The 18330-nt window shown below is 41.8% G+C and carries 23 protein-coding genes; 11 read left to right on the plus strand and 12 right to left on the minus strand.

Annotated features, from left to right (window positions below):
- Window positions 1–64 precede the first annotated feature (64 nt).
- Both L4C33_RS11035 and L4C33_RS11040 read left to right on the plus strand, forming a co-directional pair.
- Complete coding sequence (locus L4C33_RS11035; protein WP_428812487.1) at window positions 65–598, plus strand: nicotinate-nicotinamide nucleotide adenylyltransferase; 534 nt, start codon at window positions 65–67, stop codon at window positions 596–598.
- A 14-nt stretch (window positions 599–612) separates the two neighbouring features.
- On the plus strand, window positions 613–1095 hold the full coding sequence (locus L4C33_RS11040; RefSeq protein ID WP_428812488.1) for a hypothetical protein: 483 nt from the start codon (window positions 613–615) through the stop codon (window positions 1093–1095).
- A gap of 105 nt (window positions 1096–1200) precedes the next feature.
- Here L4C33_RS11040 and L4C33_RS11045 read toward each other — a convergent pair whose 3' ends face one another.
- Entirely contained in the window at window positions 1201–1806 is a 606-nt protein-coding gene (locus L4C33_RS11045; protein WP_428812489.1) for an AraC family transcriptional regulator, read from the minus strand.
- 175 nt (window positions 1807–1981) lie between these two features.
- Here L4C33_RS11045 and L4C33_RS11050 point away from each other — a divergent pair, with 175 nt between their 5' ends.
- The gene (locus L4C33_RS11050; RefSeq protein WP_428812490.1) at window positions 1982–3088 is read left to right on the plus strand and encodes a 1-acyl-sn-glycerol-3-phosphate acyltransferase; all 1107 of its coding nucleotides are present in this window, start codon (window positions 1982–1984) and stop codon (window positions 3086–3088) included.
- A gap of 72 nt (window positions 3089–3160) precedes the next feature.
- Here the strand turns inward: L4C33_RS11050 and L4C33_RS11055 are convergent, their stop codons facing one another.
- Entirely contained in the window at window positions 3161–3763 is a 603-nt protein-coding gene (locus L4C33_RS11055) for a hypothetical protein (protein WP_428812491.1), read from the minus strand.
- Window positions 3764–3842: 79 nt separating this feature from the next.
- Between L4C33_RS11055 and L4C33_RS11060 the strand changes: the two genes are divergently transcribed.
- A complete protein-coding gene (locus L4C33_RS11060) occupies window positions 3843–4139 on the plus strand; it encodes a DUF1496 domain-containing protein (RefSeq protein WP_428812492.1) in 297 nt (98 codons plus the stop codon).
- Between the two features lie 70 nt (window positions 4140–4209).
- Here the strand turns inward: L4C33_RS11060 and L4C33_RS11065 are convergent, their stop codons facing one another.
- On the minus strand, window positions 4210–4512 hold the full coding sequence (locus L4C33_RS11065) for a YfcZ/YiiS family protein (protein WP_428812493.1): 303 nt from the start codon (window positions 4510–4512) through the stop codon (window positions 4210–4212).
- 529 nt (window positions 4513–5041) lie between these two features.
- Between L4C33_RS11065 and L4C33_RS11070 the strand changes: the two genes are divergently transcribed.
- Complete coding sequence (locus tag L4C33_RS11070) at window positions 5042–5503, plus strand: TetR/AcrR family transcriptional regulator (protein ID WP_428812494.1); 462 nt, start codon at window positions 5042–5044, stop codon at window positions 5501–5503.
- A gap of 79 nt (window positions 5504–5582) precedes the next feature.
- Here the strand turns inward: L4C33_RS11070 and L4C33_RS11075 are convergent, their stop codons facing one another.
- The 6 genes from L4C33_RS11075 to L4C33_RS11100 form a co-directional block, all read right to left on the minus strand.
- Window positions 5583–6365: a heme ABC transporter ATP-binding protein gene (locus L4C33_RS11075; protein ID WP_428812495.1), complete on the minus strand. Its 783-nt coding sequence runs from the start codon at window positions 6363–6365 to the stop codon at window positions 5583–5585.
- Complete coding sequence (locus tag L4C33_RS11080) at window positions 6365–7402, minus strand: FecCD family ABC transporter permease (protein ID WP_428812496.1); 1038 nt, start codon at window positions 7400–7402, stop codon at window positions 6365–6367. The genes L4C33_RS11075 and L4C33_RS11080 overlap by 1 nt, the downstream gene beginning before the upstream one ends.
- 10 nt (window positions 7403–7412) lie before the next feature.
- Window positions 7413–8222, minus strand: coding sequence for a heme/hemin ABC transporter substrate-binding protein (locus L4C33_RS11085; protein WP_428812508.1), 810 nt, complete (start codon window positions 8220–8222; stop codon window positions 7413–7415).
- 132 nt (window positions 8223–8354) lie between these two features.
- Complete coding sequence (locus L4C33_RS11090) at window positions 8355–8768, minus strand: ExbD/TolR family protein (protein WP_428812497.1); 414 nt, start codon at window positions 8766–8768, stop codon at window positions 8355–8357.
- Window positions 8765–9451, minus strand: a complete 687-nt coding sequence (locus tag L4C33_RS11095; protein WP_428812498.1) for a MotA/TolQ/ExbB proton channel family protein — start codon at window positions 9449–9451, stop codon at window positions 8765–8767. Before L4C33_RS11095 ends, L4C33_RS11090 begins: the two co-directional genes overlap by 4 nt.
- A 2-nt stretch (window positions 9452–9453) precedes the next feature.
- Complete coding sequence (locus L4C33_RS11100; RefSeq protein ID WP_428812499.1) at window positions 9454–10266, minus strand: energy transducer TonB; 813 nt, start codon at window positions 10264–10266, stop codon at window positions 9454–9456.
- A 161-nt stretch (window positions 10267–10427) separates the two neighbouring features.
- Between L4C33_RS11100 and hutW the strand changes: the two genes are divergently transcribed.
- From hutW to L4C33_RS11120, 4 genes are all read left to right on the plus strand, one after another.
- Window positions 10428–11813, plus strand: a complete 1386-nt coding sequence (hutW, locus tag L4C33_RS11105) for a heme anaerobic degradation radical SAM methyltransferase ChuW/HutW (RefSeq protein WP_428812500.1) — start codon at window positions 10428–10430, stop codon at window positions 11811–11813.
- 2 nt (window positions 11814–11815) lie between these two features.
- Window positions 11816–12358: a heme utilization cystosolic carrier protein HutX gene (gene hutX / locus L4C33_RS11110; protein WP_428812501.1), complete on the plus strand. Its 543-nt coding sequence runs from the start codon at window positions 11816–11818 to the stop codon at window positions 12356–12358.
- 64 nt (window positions 12359–12422) lie between these two features.
- Window positions 12423–12953 (plus strand): heme utilization protein HutZ, encoded by a 531-nt coding sequence (gene hutZ / locus L4C33_RS11115; RefSeq protein ID WP_428812502.1) that lies wholly within the window; start codon window positions 12423–12425, stop codon window positions 12951–12953.
- Between the two features lie 188 nt (window positions 12954–13141).
- Window positions 13142–13678 carry an ATP:cob(I)alamin adenosyltransferase gene (locus L4C33_RS11120; RefSeq protein ID WP_428812503.1) on the plus strand — a complete coding sequence of 179 codons (537 nt, stop codon included), beginning with the start codon at window positions 13142–13144 and terminating at the stop codon, window positions 13676–13678.
- A gap of 46 nt (window positions 13679–13724) precedes the next feature.
- On the opposite strand, the gene L4C33_RS11125 is transcribed toward L4C33_RS11120, so the two are convergent.
- Window positions 13725–14639 (minus strand): chemotaxis protein, encoded by a 915-nt coding sequence (locus L4C33_RS11125; protein WP_428812504.1) that lies wholly within the window; start codon window positions 14637–14639, stop codon window positions 13725–13727.
- Window positions 14640–14811: 172 nt separating this feature from the next.
- Between L4C33_RS11125 and ppiC the strand changes: the two genes are divergently transcribed.
- Entirely contained in the window at window positions 14812–15090 is a 279-nt protein-coding gene (gene ppiC, locus L4C33_RS11130; RefSeq protein WP_004731852.1) for a peptidylprolyl isomerase PpiC, read from the plus strand.
- 117 nt (window positions 15091–15207) lie between these two features.
- Here ppiC and L4C33_RS11135 read toward each other — a convergent pair whose 3' ends face one another.
- Both L4C33_RS11135 and L4C33_RS11140 read right to left on the minus strand, forming a co-directional pair.
- Window positions 15208–16125, minus strand: coding sequence for a short chain dehydrogenase (locus tag L4C33_RS11135; protein WP_428812505.1), 918 nt, complete (start codon window positions 16123–16125; stop codon window positions 15208–15210).
- A gap of 10 nt (window positions 16126–16135) precedes the next feature.
- The gene (locus L4C33_RS11140; protein WP_428812506.1) at window positions 16136–17110 is read right to left on the minus strand and encodes a haloalkane dehalogenase; all 975 of its coding nucleotides are present in this window, start codon (window positions 17108–17110) and stop codon (window positions 16136–16138) included.
- 105 nt (window positions 17111–17215) lie between these two features.
- Here L4C33_RS11140 and L4C33_RS11145 point away from each other — a divergent pair, with 105 nt between their 5' ends.
- Window positions 17216–18070 (plus strand): LysR family transcriptional regulator, encoded by an 855-nt coding sequence (locus L4C33_RS11145; protein ID WP_428812507.1) that lies wholly within the window; start codon window positions 17216–17218, stop codon window positions 18068–18070.
- The last annotated feature ends 260 nt before the right edge of the window (window positions 18071–18330 follow it).

Consider the following 18330-nt stretch of genomic DNA (forward strand, 5'->3'; position numbering starts at 1 on the left):
ATACTAGTGGTATCATACCGAAATCATTGGATTAAAAACCTATTTGCTAAGGCATCAATAGAACATGAAAAAAATAGCTGTATTTGGAAGCGCTTTTAATCCACCAAGCCTAGGTCATAAAAGTGTCATTGAGTCGCTTAGTCACTTTGATCTTGTGTTGCTTGTACCCAGTATTGCGCATGCGTGGGGCAAGGAAATGCTGGACTTTGATATGCGAACGCAATTGATTGAAGCTTTTATTAAAGATATGAACTCGTCGAATGTTGAGTTGTCTCTTATTGAAAAGGAGCTATACGAACCAAGCGAAACTGTTAAAACGTATGATGTGTTAAAAAATGTTCAAGTTCGCTATCCTGATGCCGATATAACCTTTGTTATAGGGCCTGATAACTTTTTTAAATTCTCTTCTTTTTATAAAGCAGAAGAAATCAGTAAGCAGTGGTCAGTGATGGCTTGCCCTGAAAAGGTACAGGTTCGTAGCACCGATATTCGCAATTCGTTGAATCAAGGTCAAAAAATTGAACAATTGACTACTCCATCAGTAATGAAAATCTTGCTAGATTTTAACCTATATGTAACACTGCCCCGTAAAGTTTAAGAGGTCGGACAACCATGATAAAAACAACAGCTACAGCATCAATATTAATAGCAGCGTTCTCAATGCCTGCTAGCGCTAGCTGTGAGTTTTTTAGTGAAGAGTCGATCATGCTTACGGAAAGTAACTGCCTTAGTCTCTCTAATAGCCTAGATTCTATTGGTCGTGAAATCATCACTATGGGTGGTTTATTGGAAGACGAATCTGCCAATGCTGAACCAGTCGATTATTGGAGTGAGTGGGCGCTGCAAAGCAAAGATGCTCCGTTACTTACTCAAAGTGTTGCCAATAACCACTTTGGCTTAGGGATGTGGATCCCTGAAGAGCTTGATAGCCAGAAAAACGATATGTCGACGGAAGAGTGGTTAATGAACCACGGTTTACAGTTGAGTTTAGGTTTTGGTAACAAAGAAGATGGTGAACCTCGTATGCGATTTGATTACCGTTGGCATGAAGATGAAAAAGCCGATGTGATGATGCAAATTGAAGTACCGTTTTAACGAATCATACATTAAAGCAGCCTGTTGAGCTGATTATAAATTTAAAAAGCCGCATATCACTATGCGGCTTTTTGCTATATGGCATTTACGCTTTTATAGGGACAACTATAGGCTTTGCCCAAACACTAACAGGCATAATTGCTCGAACTCTTCAGCTCTTCCTGCAAACAGGTCATCAATGACTTTGCTTTTTTTGTTTCCAGACTGGAGACGCTTCTTAGCCTCTCGCATTACCATAACAAGAGTGTGTTCTTGTGATAATGGTGAATCGTCTAAGTTCCAAGAGTTAAAACGCTTACTCAACTTGCTTTCAGATAAGAGTGGGCTTAGCGCTAAAACTTCTTGTTTTAATACAGCAAGCAGCTCTTTTGTCGCCTGTTCATTCACTTTCTTCGTTGATAGCTTATCAAGCAATGCTGCAGACAGTGCCGTTTGTCTAACGTACCCTGCTTGTTGAGGGAATTTGTCTGTCAAACGTACCGAGAAATCGACTTTATCTACGATGGTATTAGGAAAATAGCTAATTGAAACCAGACAGTCGAATGGAATCCATATGGATTGCCCAGCCTCGACTGCGTATTCATTTTTCCCTAGCTTGACTAAGGCGAGCCCTTGAGAAACTTGAATAAGACTGTGCTTGAGTACTTTTTTCCTAGGTGTGATAACCAGATGCGAAAAAATAGTGGATGTATACTCAACAGCGAAATTCATAGCAAATACCTTAATTTTGGGGCGCTAAGATTAACGTTATTAGCAAAAAATGCCAACTACAAGCCAATATTTTTATCATTTCTGGTCTGACCTTAAGAAAAGTATGGGCTATGTTGCTGCGATAATCGGAAACAATGCGTAGAATGAGCGAGCTTTTTATTTAATGTAGTGAAAAATGACTTCTAATACTGATCCATATCTTGATATTCGCCCGTACAACGACGACGAAATTCCAGCGGCACTTGACCGTTTAATCAACGATGAAGAATTTATCAATGCAATTCTGCATTATCGATTCGCTAATCATGCTGGTTGGTTTAAAGCTTTAATGAGCCCACTATTGAAAGCTTATTTAAAGATGAAGTGGAGCAAACTGAAAAGTGTTGAAGCTATTCAGGTAGAAGTAAAAAAGTATCTGCACAACACACTTAAAAAAACAACAGACGGTGTGACATATTCGGGTCTTGATGAACTCGACAAATCGCAATCGTATTTGTTTGTCTCTAATCACCGAGACATCGCGATGGACCCTGCATTAGTTAACTATGCGCTTCACCAAGAAAGTCACCGTACCGTTCGTATTGCGATTGGCGATAACTTGTTGAAGAAGCCATGTGCGACTGAACTGATGCGTTTGAATAAAAGCTTTATTGTTAAGCGTTCTTTGAAAGGACCACGTGAGATGATGAAAGCGCTTGGACAGCTTTCATCTTACATAAAGCATTCGCTAGAAACTGGAAACTCTATCTGGATTGCTCAGAAAGAAGGTCGAGCGAAAGACGGTAATGATTTTACTGATCCTGCGATCCTTAAGATGTTCCATGTTGAAGGGCGTAAGCAAAAAATAGCGTTCCCTGACTACACTAAGTCATTAAATATTGTGCCAGTATCGATCTCTTACGAGAATGATCCGTGTGATACAGCTAAGGCATTAGAGTTGTTTGAGAAAGCGACTAAAGGTACTTACGAAAAAGGTGAATTTGAAGATATTGAAAGTATCATTCAAGGTATCATTGGTAATAAAGGCCGTGTTCACATTGGCTTCGGCACACCAATCGAAAGTAGCTTTGAGACGCCTGAGGAATTTGCAGCAGAAATTGATCGCCAAATTCACGATAACTACAAATTGTTCCCAATTAACTTATTGGCTGCTGAGCGTGAAACGGAAGAAGTCACTGACAATGTTAAGCAAACATTAGCGACTAAACTGGCTGGCCTTCCTGAAGGCGCACATCAGTACTTGATTGATAGTTATGCGAACCCTGTAAGAAACATTGGATAATTATTTCTAAGAGTCTTATTTGAAAAGGAGCAATAAATTGCTCCTTTTTTGTATGTGTAACATCTGAAAGTACTATCTTGCGACGGCTCCACCTAAGGTTAGGTTTTCCGGCCATTTAGTTATGACATTCCCACCTAGGTAAATGTTACCTTTTACCGTCATGGTGTCTGGGAACTTAGTTATACCAGAGCCTCCTAAATAAAGGTCACCATCAACCACAATACCTTCTGGTAACTGCGTTATGGGGGTTCTAATAAGGCTAAGGTCACCTTTCACTCGAAAGCGGTTGGGCAACTTAGTTAAAGGTGTGTCGGTAAAGTTGATAAAACCACCAACCTTGACCCCTTTAGACCAACTTTTTATTTGAGTTCCTAGCAGGTTTGCATAGCCTTTAATTTTTGTACCTGAGGGTACGCGAGCTAAATCACTATTAGCGGCTTGTAGACTCCCCTGAATATCCAACTCTTTTGGCAACTTCTTGATTGCCGTCTTTTCTATATTTAGGTTTCCTTTAACCGTTAGCGGTTCTGGTAAACTCGTATAAGGCTTATTTCGTAGATATAAGTTCCCATAGTTGTCTAAGTGGTTAAGGATCATGTATTGGTCTAATGGTTCTGTGTGAGCATGAAATGAAAGTGTTACCACACCCAAAAGAATCGACAGTTGTCTGCGCATAAAATGTCTAAAGTTGCCCGAGTCACTTACACTATAGCGATAAATAGCCTTTCAATCAGAAATAGTTGGAGTCGATGAAATGGAGCATGTAATCAAAAGCTATTCACGAACTGTTGTGATGAGCTCGGTGCTGAGTCTGTTTTTAGTCTCATCTGCATTTGCTAATAAGGTCATCTCTACGCCAGGCCGAAGTGCAATCGTTGTCACGGATGCGAAGGGAGGAGGTAAAATCTGTTACTACGAAGATAAAGCCTATAGCTTAGGTGCAGTATTGAATATTTCAGGCGTTTTGATTGAGTGTGTGTCTGAAAATGACTTTGAATTGAATGGGGCGGTGAAGTGGCAACAACTCGATCAAAAAAGCGAACCTCAGTAGGCTCGCCCTTATAGTACGTTACTGACAAACTGCGCTTATCGACAAATGTTCAACTAGTGAACAATTATACTTATCGAGCTAATGAGCGAGTCTTTAATTCGAAAATTAATTTTTCTGCGCTTACTTCAAACTTAAAATATGCTTTTAGTTCTTTTGAGTCTTCCACTAATTCAGTGGCTTCATACTCAACAGCTGAAGACACTTCTTTTGCTAACGTTAAGTATTTAGCAAACTCTGACTCTAACAATGCTTTTGATTCCGCATAGATGGTTACTTCGGCTACGTCGTCACCTTCTTTAATGATAAAGCCCATTTCGCCAGCACAGCCACAGGCTTCACACACTGTATTTTCAACGACTTCTTCTTGATTCATAACAAATCCTCTTACTTAAACTGTGGTTATTCTATCGAGCAATTTGATCTCTATCCACAAAAATCAAAAGTCTTTGAGCAAATATATATTCGTATGATATGTTGTTTGATAAGGAGTTGAGTGAATATGCACGTTGAATAAGGAAAGAAATAAGCGTGATCTAGATCTTGTTTTGCTGAAATTCAGTGTCATATTTTTGTCAGAATGTCATTCAGTTAGTTGCGCTAGCTTTGATTTTATAAGACTATCTATTCGTTGATATATATTTATACGATCAATGATCGTTAGGTATTTTATATTCTAAGTAGTTATTATTCATGGCTGGCTTGGAGATGTAGGATAGCAGATGGTATTCAATTTATGTGAGAGTGCGCTTAGACACTTGCCTGTAAAAATGGCATTACAGAATGCATTTTGGTTTTTAGCATAGAATACTTGCGTGATGCCCCTTAATTAAATAATACTGATAACGATTTTCATTCTGACATCTTAACAGTTAGATGGATTTAAAAAGAGAAGAGCCTGAAATATGCCAAAGCGTAGTAAAGAAGATACTGAAATCACGATTCAGAAGATTATGGATGCCGTTGTAGACCAACTACTTAGATTGGGTTACGACAAGATGTCTTACACAACACTAAGCCAACAAACAGGCGTGTCTCGCACTGGTATTAGCCATCACTTTCCAAAGAAGACAGATTTTACTGCGGCATTAGACGGTCGTATTTTTAAGATGTTCATGGAACACATTGATTTTGAAAACGGCTTAGATGCATTTTCATCAAGCTGGGTTAAAGCACTAGAAGATTCTGAGTTCTTGGCAATTTTACGCCTGCTGTTCCACCATATCGTTACAGCTGAAAATGCACATGAATTCGCAGCAAACGGCATTGACCGTTTATACAAGCTGACTGAAAGCCAGTTTGGCGACACTAGCGGTAAAGAGCTAGAGTGGTTGATTGGTAAATCACTGATWCGTATGAGCCGCTAGTAGGTTCAGATATAAAAAAAGCTCCTTTATGGAGCTTTTTTTATATCTGAAGGTTTGTACATTTGAAGATAGTGAAGCATTAAGCAGCAGGGTGAACCTGTGGGAAGCCTAATGTAGGGTGTTTCTCTATAATGCACTGGTAACCATATACTTCTTCAATCATCCTCGGTTGTAGCGCTTCCCATGGGCTCTTATCGCAAACAATATTCCCTTCTTGTAATACGATCATACGGTCTGAATACTGGGCTGCTAAGTTAAGGTCATGTAAAACAACAATAACAGCGGCATTTCGCTCGTCAGCTAAGCGCCTCACTATTTTTAAAGTGTTGTGCTGGTGCGCTAGATCTAATGCAGAAGTAGGTTCATCAAGCATTAAGATACATTGCTCGCCTGAATGGTGCAGTTGAGTGAGTACTCTTGATAAATGCACGCGTTGTTTTTCTCCGCCTGATAAGGATGGGTATAACCTCTTATCAAGATGGCTCACATCGGCTAAATCCATGTATTCCTGTGTAATACCCTTCATATCTTTATTGGAAACTCCGAGGGGAATTCCCCCTAGCTCTACTACTTCATGAGTGAGGAATGGGAACGTGAGAGTGCTATGCTGTGGAAGCATACCTAAATGCTTCGCTAGACGCTCCGGCGGCCATTTATCAATGGAGTGGCCGAAATACTCAATACCACCTTTACTAGACGTCTCCTGACACAGGGCTTTCAACAGAGTACTTTTACCTGCCCCGTTAGGGCCAAGTAAAGTGGTCACTTCCCCTGCATAAATGTCTAATGAGATATCTCTGATTATGGTTTTCTGACCAATTTTTACTGATAGGTTTTCAGCACGTAGTGATACGGTTTTCATTACATGATCCTGCCTTTCTGCTGGAATAATAGATATAGGAAGAAAGGGGCACCAATAATGGCAGTAACAATGCCAATAGGTAGTTCTGCAGGTGCAACTGCAATACGTGAGAACATATCCGCCGCGGTGAGCAGCAACGCACCTAATATTGCTGAAAGTGGTAACAAGGTTCGGTGGTCTGGTCCTGTTAACATTCTGCCTAAATGCGGGACAACCAGCCCCACGAATCCGATAGTGCCCGATAGGCTAACTGTGATACCGACTCCAACCGCAGTAAGCAAAATAAGTTGTCGCTTAAGTTTTTGGACAGGGATACCCAAATGCTGAGCTTCCGATTCACCGAGCAATAGTGCATTCAATGCCATGGTTCTGCGGTAAAATAGCAGTGAAAGCATAATGAGGGTGACGCCAGCAAGAGCAATACTTGGCCAGTTGGCGCCGGCAAGTGATCCCATAGACCACAATGAGAGATCGCGAAGCATTTGATCGTCTGCAGCAAAACTCAAATAACTGATGCCAGCACCAGACAAAGCACTTATTGCTACGCCAGCAAGAAGCATAATCGTTACTGAAGTTCCAAACTTATTCGTACCTAGCTTATAGACAAGTAATGTCGTTAATGCTCCACCAATAAATGCGAAAATAGGTAAAGCAGCAAAATTCATGAAGTTTGGATATTGTTCTGCTAGGTCAGAAAAAAGCACGATAGCCAGTGCTGCACCCAATGCAGAACCTGCAGATACCCCAATAATACCGGGCTCTGCTAATGGGTTTCTGAATAGCCCCTGCATTACAGTTCCGCACATGGCTAAAATTGCCCCAATTAACATACATAAGATGGTACGCGGGAGCCTGATCTCTTKGATAACTAAGTTGATGTGCGGTGCTAAATCATTGCTTGAGGAAAATAAACTAGTCACGCTATCGACTAGAGTGATATTCATTGGCCCAACAGTAATGGACGACAATGCCATTATCGCCAGTATTCCTCCGAACACTGGCATCATCACGCGAAGTGGGGTGGTTCTTAAAGACATGCCACGCTCTCTATGGGTAAATTAGCGCGTTTAAGCGCTGCGCTTCAGCTAAGCTGTTTAAGCCCAAACCACCGACTAATGCGCTGCCATTTACAGTAATGATTGCTTTGTTTATACCGGCTGGTGTTGCAGCAAGCATAGGTAAGGCCGCTAGAATTTTATCCGCACCACCTAGCTTTTTATAACTTCTACCGCTTACTAGAATTACATCGGGTTGCATTTCAACAAGCGACTCCATAGAAAGAGGCTTATAAGATGTCAGCATGCTAGCTGCAGGGTTAATGCCGCCCGCTAAGGTGATGATAGCGTCAGGTGTTGTATCTAAACCTGCCACGTTTGCTGGTCGTCCTTCATGGATAAGCAAAAAGAGTATTTTCTTAGCTTCTGTTGAGGCTACCTGGTTGTTTTTTAATGCTTCAACTTGTTTTGTTACCTTAGCTTTCACTGTCATCGCTGTGTCTTGGGTGTGAGTGATTTTTGCTATTTGGTCGATGCGTTTCAGTAGGCCTTCAACATTCGATTCCGTGTTAACAATTTCGACGTCGACACCTATATTCTTAAGCTGTTGGATGGTCGAGTCTGGGCCAATTTCGTCAGAACCGATTAGAGTGGTCGGCTGTAGCGCCAATAAACCTTCTGTAGACAGGCGGCGATGGTAGCCAATTTTTGGTAATTCTAATTCACTAGGAAGTTGGCTTGTTACATCGACGGCCACTAACTGCTCTTCAGCACCCAGTGCTATCACCAGCTCAGTCACCGCTGCGCCAGCACTTACAATTCGAGTTGGCTGCTCAGCTAGAGCCGCTGTTGGTATTGCCATAAACAAAGACGCCGCGATCAGTGCAGAGCATTGTGAGCGAAGGGAAGTGATGAACGTATTCGGTCTTGTCATAATATTGTTCTTATTTGATTCCGTTGAGAGCGACTTAAATTCAGCTATCTATAGGCTGCTTTATTGCTCTTGAGTTAAAAGTTGAGTGGCTGGAATAGCGTTATCTTGTAAAAAAGAGAGGAGTTTCACTAAGTGTTGGACGTCCGCTTTTTTATCTGCGCCAATGACTATCGGCTTGTCAGTATTCGTATTGGTTTCTTCGAGAAGTGCAATTTTGAAATTGTCCCAATCGATATATTCTTTGCTGTTGATTGCCCAATACGGTTCTCTGTCCAAAATGTTGACAGTAATTGATTCTCTATCTATTTCTGAAACTGCGGATGTTTCAGTGCTCGGTAAGTTGACATCGAGAGAGTCCAAGCGGATAGATGCCGTTAGCATTAGAAACACCATCACGATAAAGATAATGTCGAGTAATGGAGTTAAGTCGACAGCAGACGAAGCCGAACGAGATTGATCAGAGACTTTGATCATGCTGCTTGCTCTTTAATGGTTGATTCTGCATTTTGCTGATTTGAAGAGTTAGGGGCGATTTCCATTCCTTCTAGCCACAAGTTTGAGAAATTCAGTGCATGTTCCAACTTAGCGACTAAGCGATCAGCCCATAGTCCAAGTAATTGAGAACCGGCAATCGCAGGTAACGCTATAAGCAAGCCTGCTGCGGTGGTACGCATAGCAAGCCCAAGTCCTTCTGCTAAATCATTGGGTGTGATATTGCCGCTGGAAGCCGCAACACCTTTAAACATTTCAATCAAACCAAGCACGGTACCCAATAAACCGATCAGTGGGCTTAATACGCCGATCAATGCTAAAAGCCTTAAGCCAGCATGAAGTTGGTTGCGTTTTTCTTGCAGCCAGATATTAGCGGCGTCTTCTCGCAAGGTTTTAGAGAATGAGTGATGAGCCAGAACCATTGCCACACCTTTAAATATGAGTGGGCGTCTATTCGACATTTCATTAGCGATAGATTCAATGTCTTGACTTTGGCGTGGGGAAATAGAATCAAGCTGTTTACGTATTCCCTTGCGGCTTCCGCCTAGGCATAGCAAGACTTGAAAAATACGCTCTGCAATGATCATGGCGGTCAAAGCTGAGCAAATGAGAAGTGGCCAAGTCATTAAGCCAAGTTGTTGTTGAAGCTGATTTATCTGTTCCATGTTTAATCCAATTTAAAACGAACTGGTATTTGAATTCGGTGGGCGATAGCTTGGCCATTCACTATGTGAGCGGAAAACTTCCATTTTTTGATGGCATCGAGTGCTGCTTTATCGAGCATAAGAGCACCTGAAGAGTCCACTAATGCTTGCTTGATTTGTTTACCTTCTTTGTCGAGCCATATTTCGTAGGTGGCAACCCCTTCGATCCCACGTTTACGAGCCATACGTGGGTAACGTGGTGGAGAGGGTTTACGAGCAAAGCTTGGTTTTTGGACGAGAACGGGAGCATTGCTCACGCCGTTGTTTACCACCTGAGCTGGTGTTTGCTGTTGAACTTTTTCAGGCTCTTTTATGGTTTCTACTTCTGGCGTTGGCGGCTGAACCTGTTTTACAGGTTGTTTTTTGGCGATTTCTTTTTTCTGCGTTTTGTTTAGCTGAGGATTTTGCTTTGAAGCTGTTTTGGTACTTTTGTTTTGAGCCTTAGGAGTAGGTACCTTTGTCGCTGGCTTAGACTTAGCTGTATTTTTCTTAACAGGAGCCAGTTTTTGAGTAGAGGCTTGTGGAGCTTCGGCTGCCGTTGCAGTTTGCACTTCCGGCTGTGAAGCGACTTCTTTTGATGTTTCTTGTGTAGGTGCTTCGGTCGCCTTAGGTGGTGTTGAAGATGCTGGGGCGCTCGCGACAAAGTTAATAGATACCGCTTTCGATTGGCTACCAGCAGGCATCGCAAAGACTTTGCTTTCCTGAGCAACGAATAAAAATGCAGCGTGCAGTATTACCGATGCACTACCTGCAATTATATACCTTGGTACGTTCACCTATTTCTTCCTACATAGCCATTTCGAGAGAGGAAGATTATTGCTTAGAATGCAAATAAGATCAATTATCAATTGCATTATCATTTAATGGAAATTATGATCTCTGCAACTTTTAGCGAACAGTCTTCCAAGTATTGCTACGTAAGCATTAAGAGAATTATATGTCCCTCGATATTTATAAATTTGACGAATCTATTTTGGGTGTTTCATCACCTGATCCGCTACGTTTTGCTTTTGCTAAAAAACACTCTGCTCATGCTGGTGGAATGGCGATGCCAGTTCTACAACAAGATCATCATTTAATTCTTGATAGGTTGCTGGATTCAAAAGGAAAAAAAAGTGATAAGCGTTGCTTGTATATTCACATTCCTTTTTGTCGCGTCCGATGTACGTTTTGCAATTTCTTTCAAAACGCAGCCAGTCGTAAGCTTGTGGATGAATATTTTGAAGCCTTAATGGTGGAGTTGAAACAGAAGGCAGCAACAGATTGGGCTCAATCAGGGCTATTTCACGCGGTATACATTGGTGGTGGTACTCCGACTGATCTTTCTTCCGAGCAAATTGAAAAACTAGGTAAAGCCATTCACCAGCTTTTTCCTTTAGCGACAGACGTGGAAATTACCTTAGAAGGTCGTATTAATCGCTTTGGCGATGAAATGTTTGAACGAGCACTGGAAGGCGGCTTCAATCGCTTTTCATTTGGTATTCAGAGCTTTAATACTCAGGTGAGGCGTAGCGCTAAACGTTTAGATGATAGGGAAGTGGTCTTAGAGCGTATTTCTGCTCTTAGTCAAACTCAACAAGCACCTATTGTGCTGGATTTATTGTATGGGCTTCCTTATCAAACCGTAGATATCTTCGAACAAGATTTAGAAGACTATTTGTCGACAGGAGCGCATGGGATCGACTTGTATCAACTCGTTGTTGGTGGCAATGCGCCTATGTTGAACCTTGTTGAAAAAGGACGGATCCCTCCACCTGCTACAACGCCAGATAAAGCAAGTATGTATCAAGTCGGCGTCGACTTTATGAATAAACACCATATTAAGCAATTAAGTGTGAATCACTGGGCTCGTGATAACCGCGAACGCAGTATTTATAACAGCCTAGCTAAAACATACGCCGAAGTGTTGCCTGTGGGGTGTGGTGCCGGGGGAAACATTGGTGGTTTCGGGTTAATGCAGCATCGCTCGCTAGATACCTATATGGACGCAATGAAGCAAGGCGTCACTCCTATTGCCATGATGACTAGGCAAAGCGACTTAGAACCTATTTTTTCTGCGTTGAAAGCTGGCTTTGATTCCGGTGTCATTCGACGTGACGGTCTACCTTTATATAAAGGTCAAGACCTTTTTGAATTTTTGACGCCGCTGTTCCAAAAGTGGCAAAGCAATGGCTTGGTTGAACTAACTGGTAATTACTTGTCTCTAACACTTGCGGGCAGATTTTGGGCCGTAAGTTTAGCTCAAGGCGCGATACAAGTACTCAATATAGAAGCTGCTACCTCAAGCCATACAACACATAAACATAAAGTAAATGGACATTAACCATGAGCAATCAACAAAATCCAATTGAAGCCCCACTAAATAACCAAGCATTGACTGAGCAAGTTGCTCAGGTATTAGAAGACGAGCCTAAGTTACTGGCAGCGGCAATTGCCGAAAAATTAGGTGTGACAGAGGCTGATGTTGTGTGTGCCTTTCCTAGTGAAATGGTATCTGTGCTAAGTGGTGACCATGCACAACTGATTTTGGAAACATTGGTAGGCTGGGGACCTGTAACCACAATTGTTCATTCATTTGGTTCTATCTTCGAAGTCAAAGCCCCGTTTCCAAAAGGAAAGGTCGCTCGCGGGTACTACAACTTGATGGGGAAAGAAGGGGAATTACATGGTCACCTTAAACTCGACACTATCAAAACAATCGCTTTAGTGAGTAAACCGTTCATGGGGCGTGAAAGCCACTATTTTGGTTTCTTTAGCGAATGTGGTTCAAATGCATTCAAAATTTACTTGGGGCGCAATGAAAAGCGCGAACTGATCCCTGAGCAGGTTGAAAGGTTTAAAGCGTTACAAGCTCAATATCAGTCATAACTGACTACCATCAGTACATCGAATTTAAAACATAAAATAACAAAAGTCTTATTAGGGAAGAAAAATGGAACAACAAGTAAAGCAAGAACGCCTTCAAGGTCGTTTAGGTCCAGAAATTAAAGAGTTTCGCCAAGAGCGTCGTACCATCCAGTTAGCCACTGTTGATGAAGAAGGTCGCCCAAATGTGAGTTACGCGCCGTATGTGCAAAACCAAGAAGGTTACTTCGTTTTAATCTCTAAAATTGCTCGACATGCACGCAATTTAGAAGCTAACCCTCAAGTATCGTTAATGATGATTGAAGACGAAGACAGCGCAAAACAGCTATTTGCTCGTAAGCGACTAACCTTTGATGCTGTAGCGAGCGTGATTGAACGTGATAGCGAATTGTGGTGTCAAGTGGTTGAACAGATGCAGGGACGATTTGGTGAAATCATTGACGGTTTAAGCCAACTTGAAGACTTCGTTTTATTCAACCTAAAAGCTGAAAGTGGTTTGTTTGTAAAAGGTTTTGGCCAAGCTTATCAAGTATCAGGTGATGACCTAGTCGATTTTGTGCATCTTGAAGAAGGGCATAAAAAAGTCTCTAATCAATAATAGTTACTCAGTATATAGAAAGCCTCCAGATTGGAGGCTTTTTTGTATCCGACTCGATAAATAACGGTACTAGAAAGCTTTCGGGCTCGCGTATGGTAAGTTTTCGCGATCAGGTTACTAATTATCGCCACGTAGGGAACTAAGTTTGTTATATTTCTGAACTTTGAGCGTATTTGTAAAGGTTAACTATGAAACCAGTAAGTCGTGATTGGGATGAGTTTTGCTACCCCTTTATATATGAAGATAGCCCCATCTGTGACTTTGAAATATTGTCTGATGAGTTGTGTTGCCGTGTCGGTTTGGTACTGACATTGGATTTAGACGAAAAATCGAGAGATATTCTGACTCGCTTACAGCCGTTTGTTTATCATTTAAATGGCTCTGTCAGAGGGAAACTCGCGATCAATCAGCAAGATCTAGATTCGTTAAAGGCTGACTATCAAGGGATAAGGTCGATATTAGAGGGAGGCTTTAAAGGTTTTGTACTTCCTGGAGGTCATGAAATCGCTTCGCAGTTACACTTATGCCGTTGCCAAGCTAAAAAAGTGGTTCGGGCGTTAGTGCAAATAGAACACTCAGGTAAGAAATCACCGGATCCAATCTTATTCAAATACGCGAATTTATTAGCTAATACTTTTTATGCTTTAGCGTCGTATACCAATCATATTCGTCAGGTGGACGAAGTAGAGTTTGTTAGTAAAAGCTACAATATGCCTAAGAAATAAAAAACACAGCCTATAGGCTGTGTTTTTCGTTGAGAGGCTAAAGAAGTTAGCTGACAGCTGCTTCATGTTCTAATGTTTTTGCCCCTCGCAACATTGCTTCAATCAGTTCACCTGCATTGAATTTTTCTAGTGCTTCATGAGCGCCAACTTGATGTGCTCGGTCGACACAAATCTCGCTTGATAACGAGGTGTGTAGAATCCGGTAAGATTGATTCAGGGCTGGATCATTTTGCACTTCGAAGGCAAGTTCGTAGCCATCTAATCCCGGCATCTCGATATCACTTACAAGCATTTCGATAGGGCGGTGGTTCGATGCTTCTTCGCGCATTAGTTCAATGGCATCTAACCCATTATTACAAATCTTATATGGGATATTGATTTTATCTAACGCGTCGGACAACTGTTTCCTAGCAATGGAAGAGTCGTCGACCAATAAAATATTGAGTGCTTTGAGTTGTTCGCGCTCGATGTCGGTCAACATTGGAACCTGAGCGGACTCATACTCAGGATATATTTTTGAAAGTAGCAGCTCTACATCGAGCATTTGTACGATCTTTTCTTTATAACGGGTAATGCCAGTAACAAAAGCATTAGTCCCTACAGTAGCCGGTGGTGGCTCTATAGATTTCCAATCACATTCAATGATCTTATCTATCGACCTTACTAAGAAAGCGACCACGGTTCTTAGGCAATCAGTCACAATGAGAAAACAGCTTTTGTATTCCTCTGGCGATATCGGCCTAAAGCCAATCGCTGCCGACATATCAATAACCGGTACCGTTAGATTACGGATGGTGACTGTGCCAATTACATGGTGGTGAGAATAAGGGATTTGCGTGGTAGGTTGGTAAGGTACGATTTCACGCACTTTTAGCGTTCCAATAGCAAAGCTCTGTGTAAGGGACAATTTGAACATCAACATGCCCTGAGATTGATTCGCTTTGCTTTTCGTTTTCGCCATAAATACATCCTACAAAATTGTAATCCCCTCCAATGTAAAGGGAACAAGGGCTGTCATCAAGTTGTTATCGCTGTTGGTCTAGTATGAGAGTAGCTCAACAGAACGTAATTTGAGTGAACCGACCGTCATCTTGAGGTAAAATCCTACCCATAGCAATATTCAGAGATTTATCATGGCAAGAACAGCAGCAGCGCTTCACATTTTGGTGAAGCATAAAGAAGTAGCAGAAGACATTATTAAGCAGCTTAAGAAAGGCGCGAAATTCCAAACTTTAGCGAAGAAGCACTCAACATGCCCTTCAGGTAAGAAAGGTGGAGACTTAGGCGAGTTTAAGAAAGGTCAAATGGTACCTCAATTCGACAAAGTTTGTTTTTCTGGTGAAACGCTAGTTCCTCATCTAGTGAAAACCAAATTTGGTTGGCATGTCGTTAAGGTTCTCTATAGAACCTAGTTTGTAGATACTTAATTTGAAAATGGCAGGTTTGACTCTCGTCGAGTCGTTTATAGCCTGCCGTCTTTCCTATTCTTCTTTCCTCTTAGATTTCTTAACACTCTCCTCCGCTATCAGCTATTCAACCGCGAGCGAAAAGTGAGTTTCAATAGCATCAGTACGTAAATGCTTTATCTGTTGGTACTCCAAGGACTCGAAGCATTCCTTTATATGAATCATTGATGGGAACTTTACGATAGACACTTTTGCATCTTGGCTTGGCCACTGTCCGTCAATCACCTCGAACTCTTGTTGAGTGTTACCAATAACCATTGGCTTCGCGCCATATTTTTGGAATATTGGGCCGCACGCTTGAGCGTATTTCTCTAGTGACGGGTGCCCAGTAGGGTAAAGACTAGAAGAGACTAAATAGGCAGGTTTCTGCTGTGCTTCATATGCACCATTGTTTGCTCTAAATACCTTTCCTGTATCTGCCCCTTCGATACTAGCTAAGTAATAGGAAGCCACATCATCGGCTTTGATACCCGATGAACTGTCAATGCCCCATAGAACCATCGTTTCTTTAACCATGCTAGGGCTAACCGCATTGATCCTAATTCCGTTCTCAAGCTCTAATGCGGCATTTGAGATAAACGCATTGATTGCGGCTGTACCCATAGCAATAGCACTGACACCAGGCATGGCGTTAAAGGCTGCTTCACCGGAAGTTAGAGTAATGCTGCCATTTGGCTTTAAGTAGTCGAGCCCTATACGAACAATATTGACTTGTCCCATGACTTTGTTATCTAAAACGGTCGAAAATCCAGAATCTTTCATTTCCGTAAGTTGACCCATTTGACCATTACCAACCATGCTGACGATGGCATCGACCATCCCGACCTGTTCAAACATTGCTTTAATAGATGCTTGGCTTTCGACGTCAACCGTTAGGTCTCCGTTGCTGTGCCCAACTCGAATGACTTCATGTTTATGTTCTAGGTTTGCGACAACGGCTTTGCCGATAATTCCATTTGCACCAATAGCGAGTATTTTCATGTTGTTTCTCCTAAAAGTTTGTTTGCTGCAACCAAGTTACGGTTTTTTGTACTAACTGTTCTGACTCATCCTCTTGTAAAAAATGAGATGCGTTTTTAACTGTTGAATGGGGCTGGTGCTGTGCACCGTTAAAATTTTCTTGGAATTTAACGTCGTATCCTTTATCTGCTAAGAATGGGTCTTTATCGCTGAATAACGTCAGGACAGGTTGATTCCAATCTTTCAACTTTTCCCAATCGGCATTGACTTGATTGAGTTCAGAGGCCACGATTTCTGGCATCTTGCGCGGTGCAGCGTAATAGTCTGAGTTCGGAAATGGAGCGTCATAGGCTTGTTTTTCTAGCTTCGAGAGGTTCTTCACGCTCAGTGCTTGTATTACTTCACCAATTTCCAATGTGTTGGCGTGGCGAAAGTAACTTGCCCAATTTCCGTAATTGGTTTTCTGAGTTAACGCTGCTAAGTCTGCTTTACCAGCGAGAGAGGCTAATATTCTCAGTACTTTAGGAACCATGAACTTTTCAAGGCCGTTCATTTCTGCAAGAGCGGTGTTAGATAAAATAAGCCGAGATAGCCATAAAGGTTCTTGAGCGAGCACTCGCAGGCCGATCATTCCTCCCCAATCTTGGAAAAATGCTGCAGCTCCGTAAATATTGATTTTTCGAACAAAAGTTGTCATCCATTGCACATGGTTTGTATAGGTATGTGCAGATGCTTGAGTGGGTTTATCGGATTTACCAAACCCAATGAGATCTGGAACGATCACTCGATAGCCCTCACTCACCAGTAACGGGATCATATGTCTATATAGGTAACTCCATGAAGGCTGCCCGTGAAACAAGAAAATAGTTTTCGAGTGTTCACTACCTTCATCCAAGTAATGCATTCGCATCCCATCGATTTCTAAATAATGAGCTGAAAATGGATAATCAACGAGATCATTGAATTGGCTGTCAGGAGTTCGGATAGTGTGCTCTTTGATCTTCATAGTCAGTCCTTACATGCGTTGTTTAGTGGCTTAAACACACTTTAGAACTATCCATGGTCAATAAAAAGCATAGCTTTTCGACTGATATGGTCATATTATTTGACCATGACGAATTTAGAACAGCTCCAAGTAATAGAAACGATATGTAAAGAAGGCAGTTTTCAGAAGGCGAGTGAAAAGCTACATAAAGTGCGCTCTGCTATTTCTTATTCTGTTAAACAGATGGAATCTCATTACGGCATACAGATATTCACGCGGGATACGTACCGACCGGAGCTAACTGCTGAAGGTAAAATGCTTATTGTGCAAATAAGGCGATTACTCCAGCATGCGAGTGACTTTGAAACCTTCGTTAAAGAGATGAAAGGGGACATTGAAACAGAGCTACGGTTGGGTATTGGCTCATTATTTCCTATAGAGAAAATCACAGAGCTATTGCTTGAACTTAAAAAGACGTTCCCAACGACAACGATCCATTTAGATGTTGAAGTCGCGTCTGGGGAGCGTCGTTTGATCGATGAAGATGTCGATATAGCCATTTGTGGCAGTCTAAACCGCCACAGCTCAGTGGACTATCTTCAAATTGATACCATTAATATTCCATTGGTCATATCGAAAGCGTTGGTCCCTTCTCTTTCTGAGCCTCTGTCTGAAAACGATTTGCTGCAATATCCCCAAGTTATTATGAAGTCGTCAGATCAACAGGCTCCAGATACAGGGATCTTAGATGAAACCATTAAATGGTATGTGACCGATTTAGCCACCAAAAAAGCGCTTATAGAGTCGGGTCTTGGCTGGGGAAGAATGCCACTTCACCTTGTTGATGAAGAGATCCAAAGCGGGAAGCTATTAGTATTAGACACTTATGGTGAACTGAATTTGCCGATTTATGTGGCAAAACTAAAAAGCAAACCACAAGGACCAGTCGCTAAAGCGATTTGGCAGCACTTCAATGAGTAATAAACGGTATTTAAAATAAACCCAATCAAATAATTCTTTAAGCTACTAGTTTTAGTGCACTTTGGTTGCGTGTTTATTTGGGCTCATTGTATCATCCCAAACTTTATGCGGTAACGTTTCTACGCCCCCTGGCATCCTCCGAAAGTATTCGTAAGTAGGGGGATTTAGATTGCTTACCTGTTCGTATAATGTCCCTCAACCTTAATGTTTATCATGGAAACAGATGATACAAGAGTGCATCTGTTAGGAGAGTGGAATGG

This window comes from Vibrio makurazakiensis (assembly GCF_050337375.1).
GTDB lineage: Bacteria > Pseudomonadota > Gammaproteobacteria > Enterobacterales > Vibrionaceae > Vibrio > Vibrio makurazakiensis.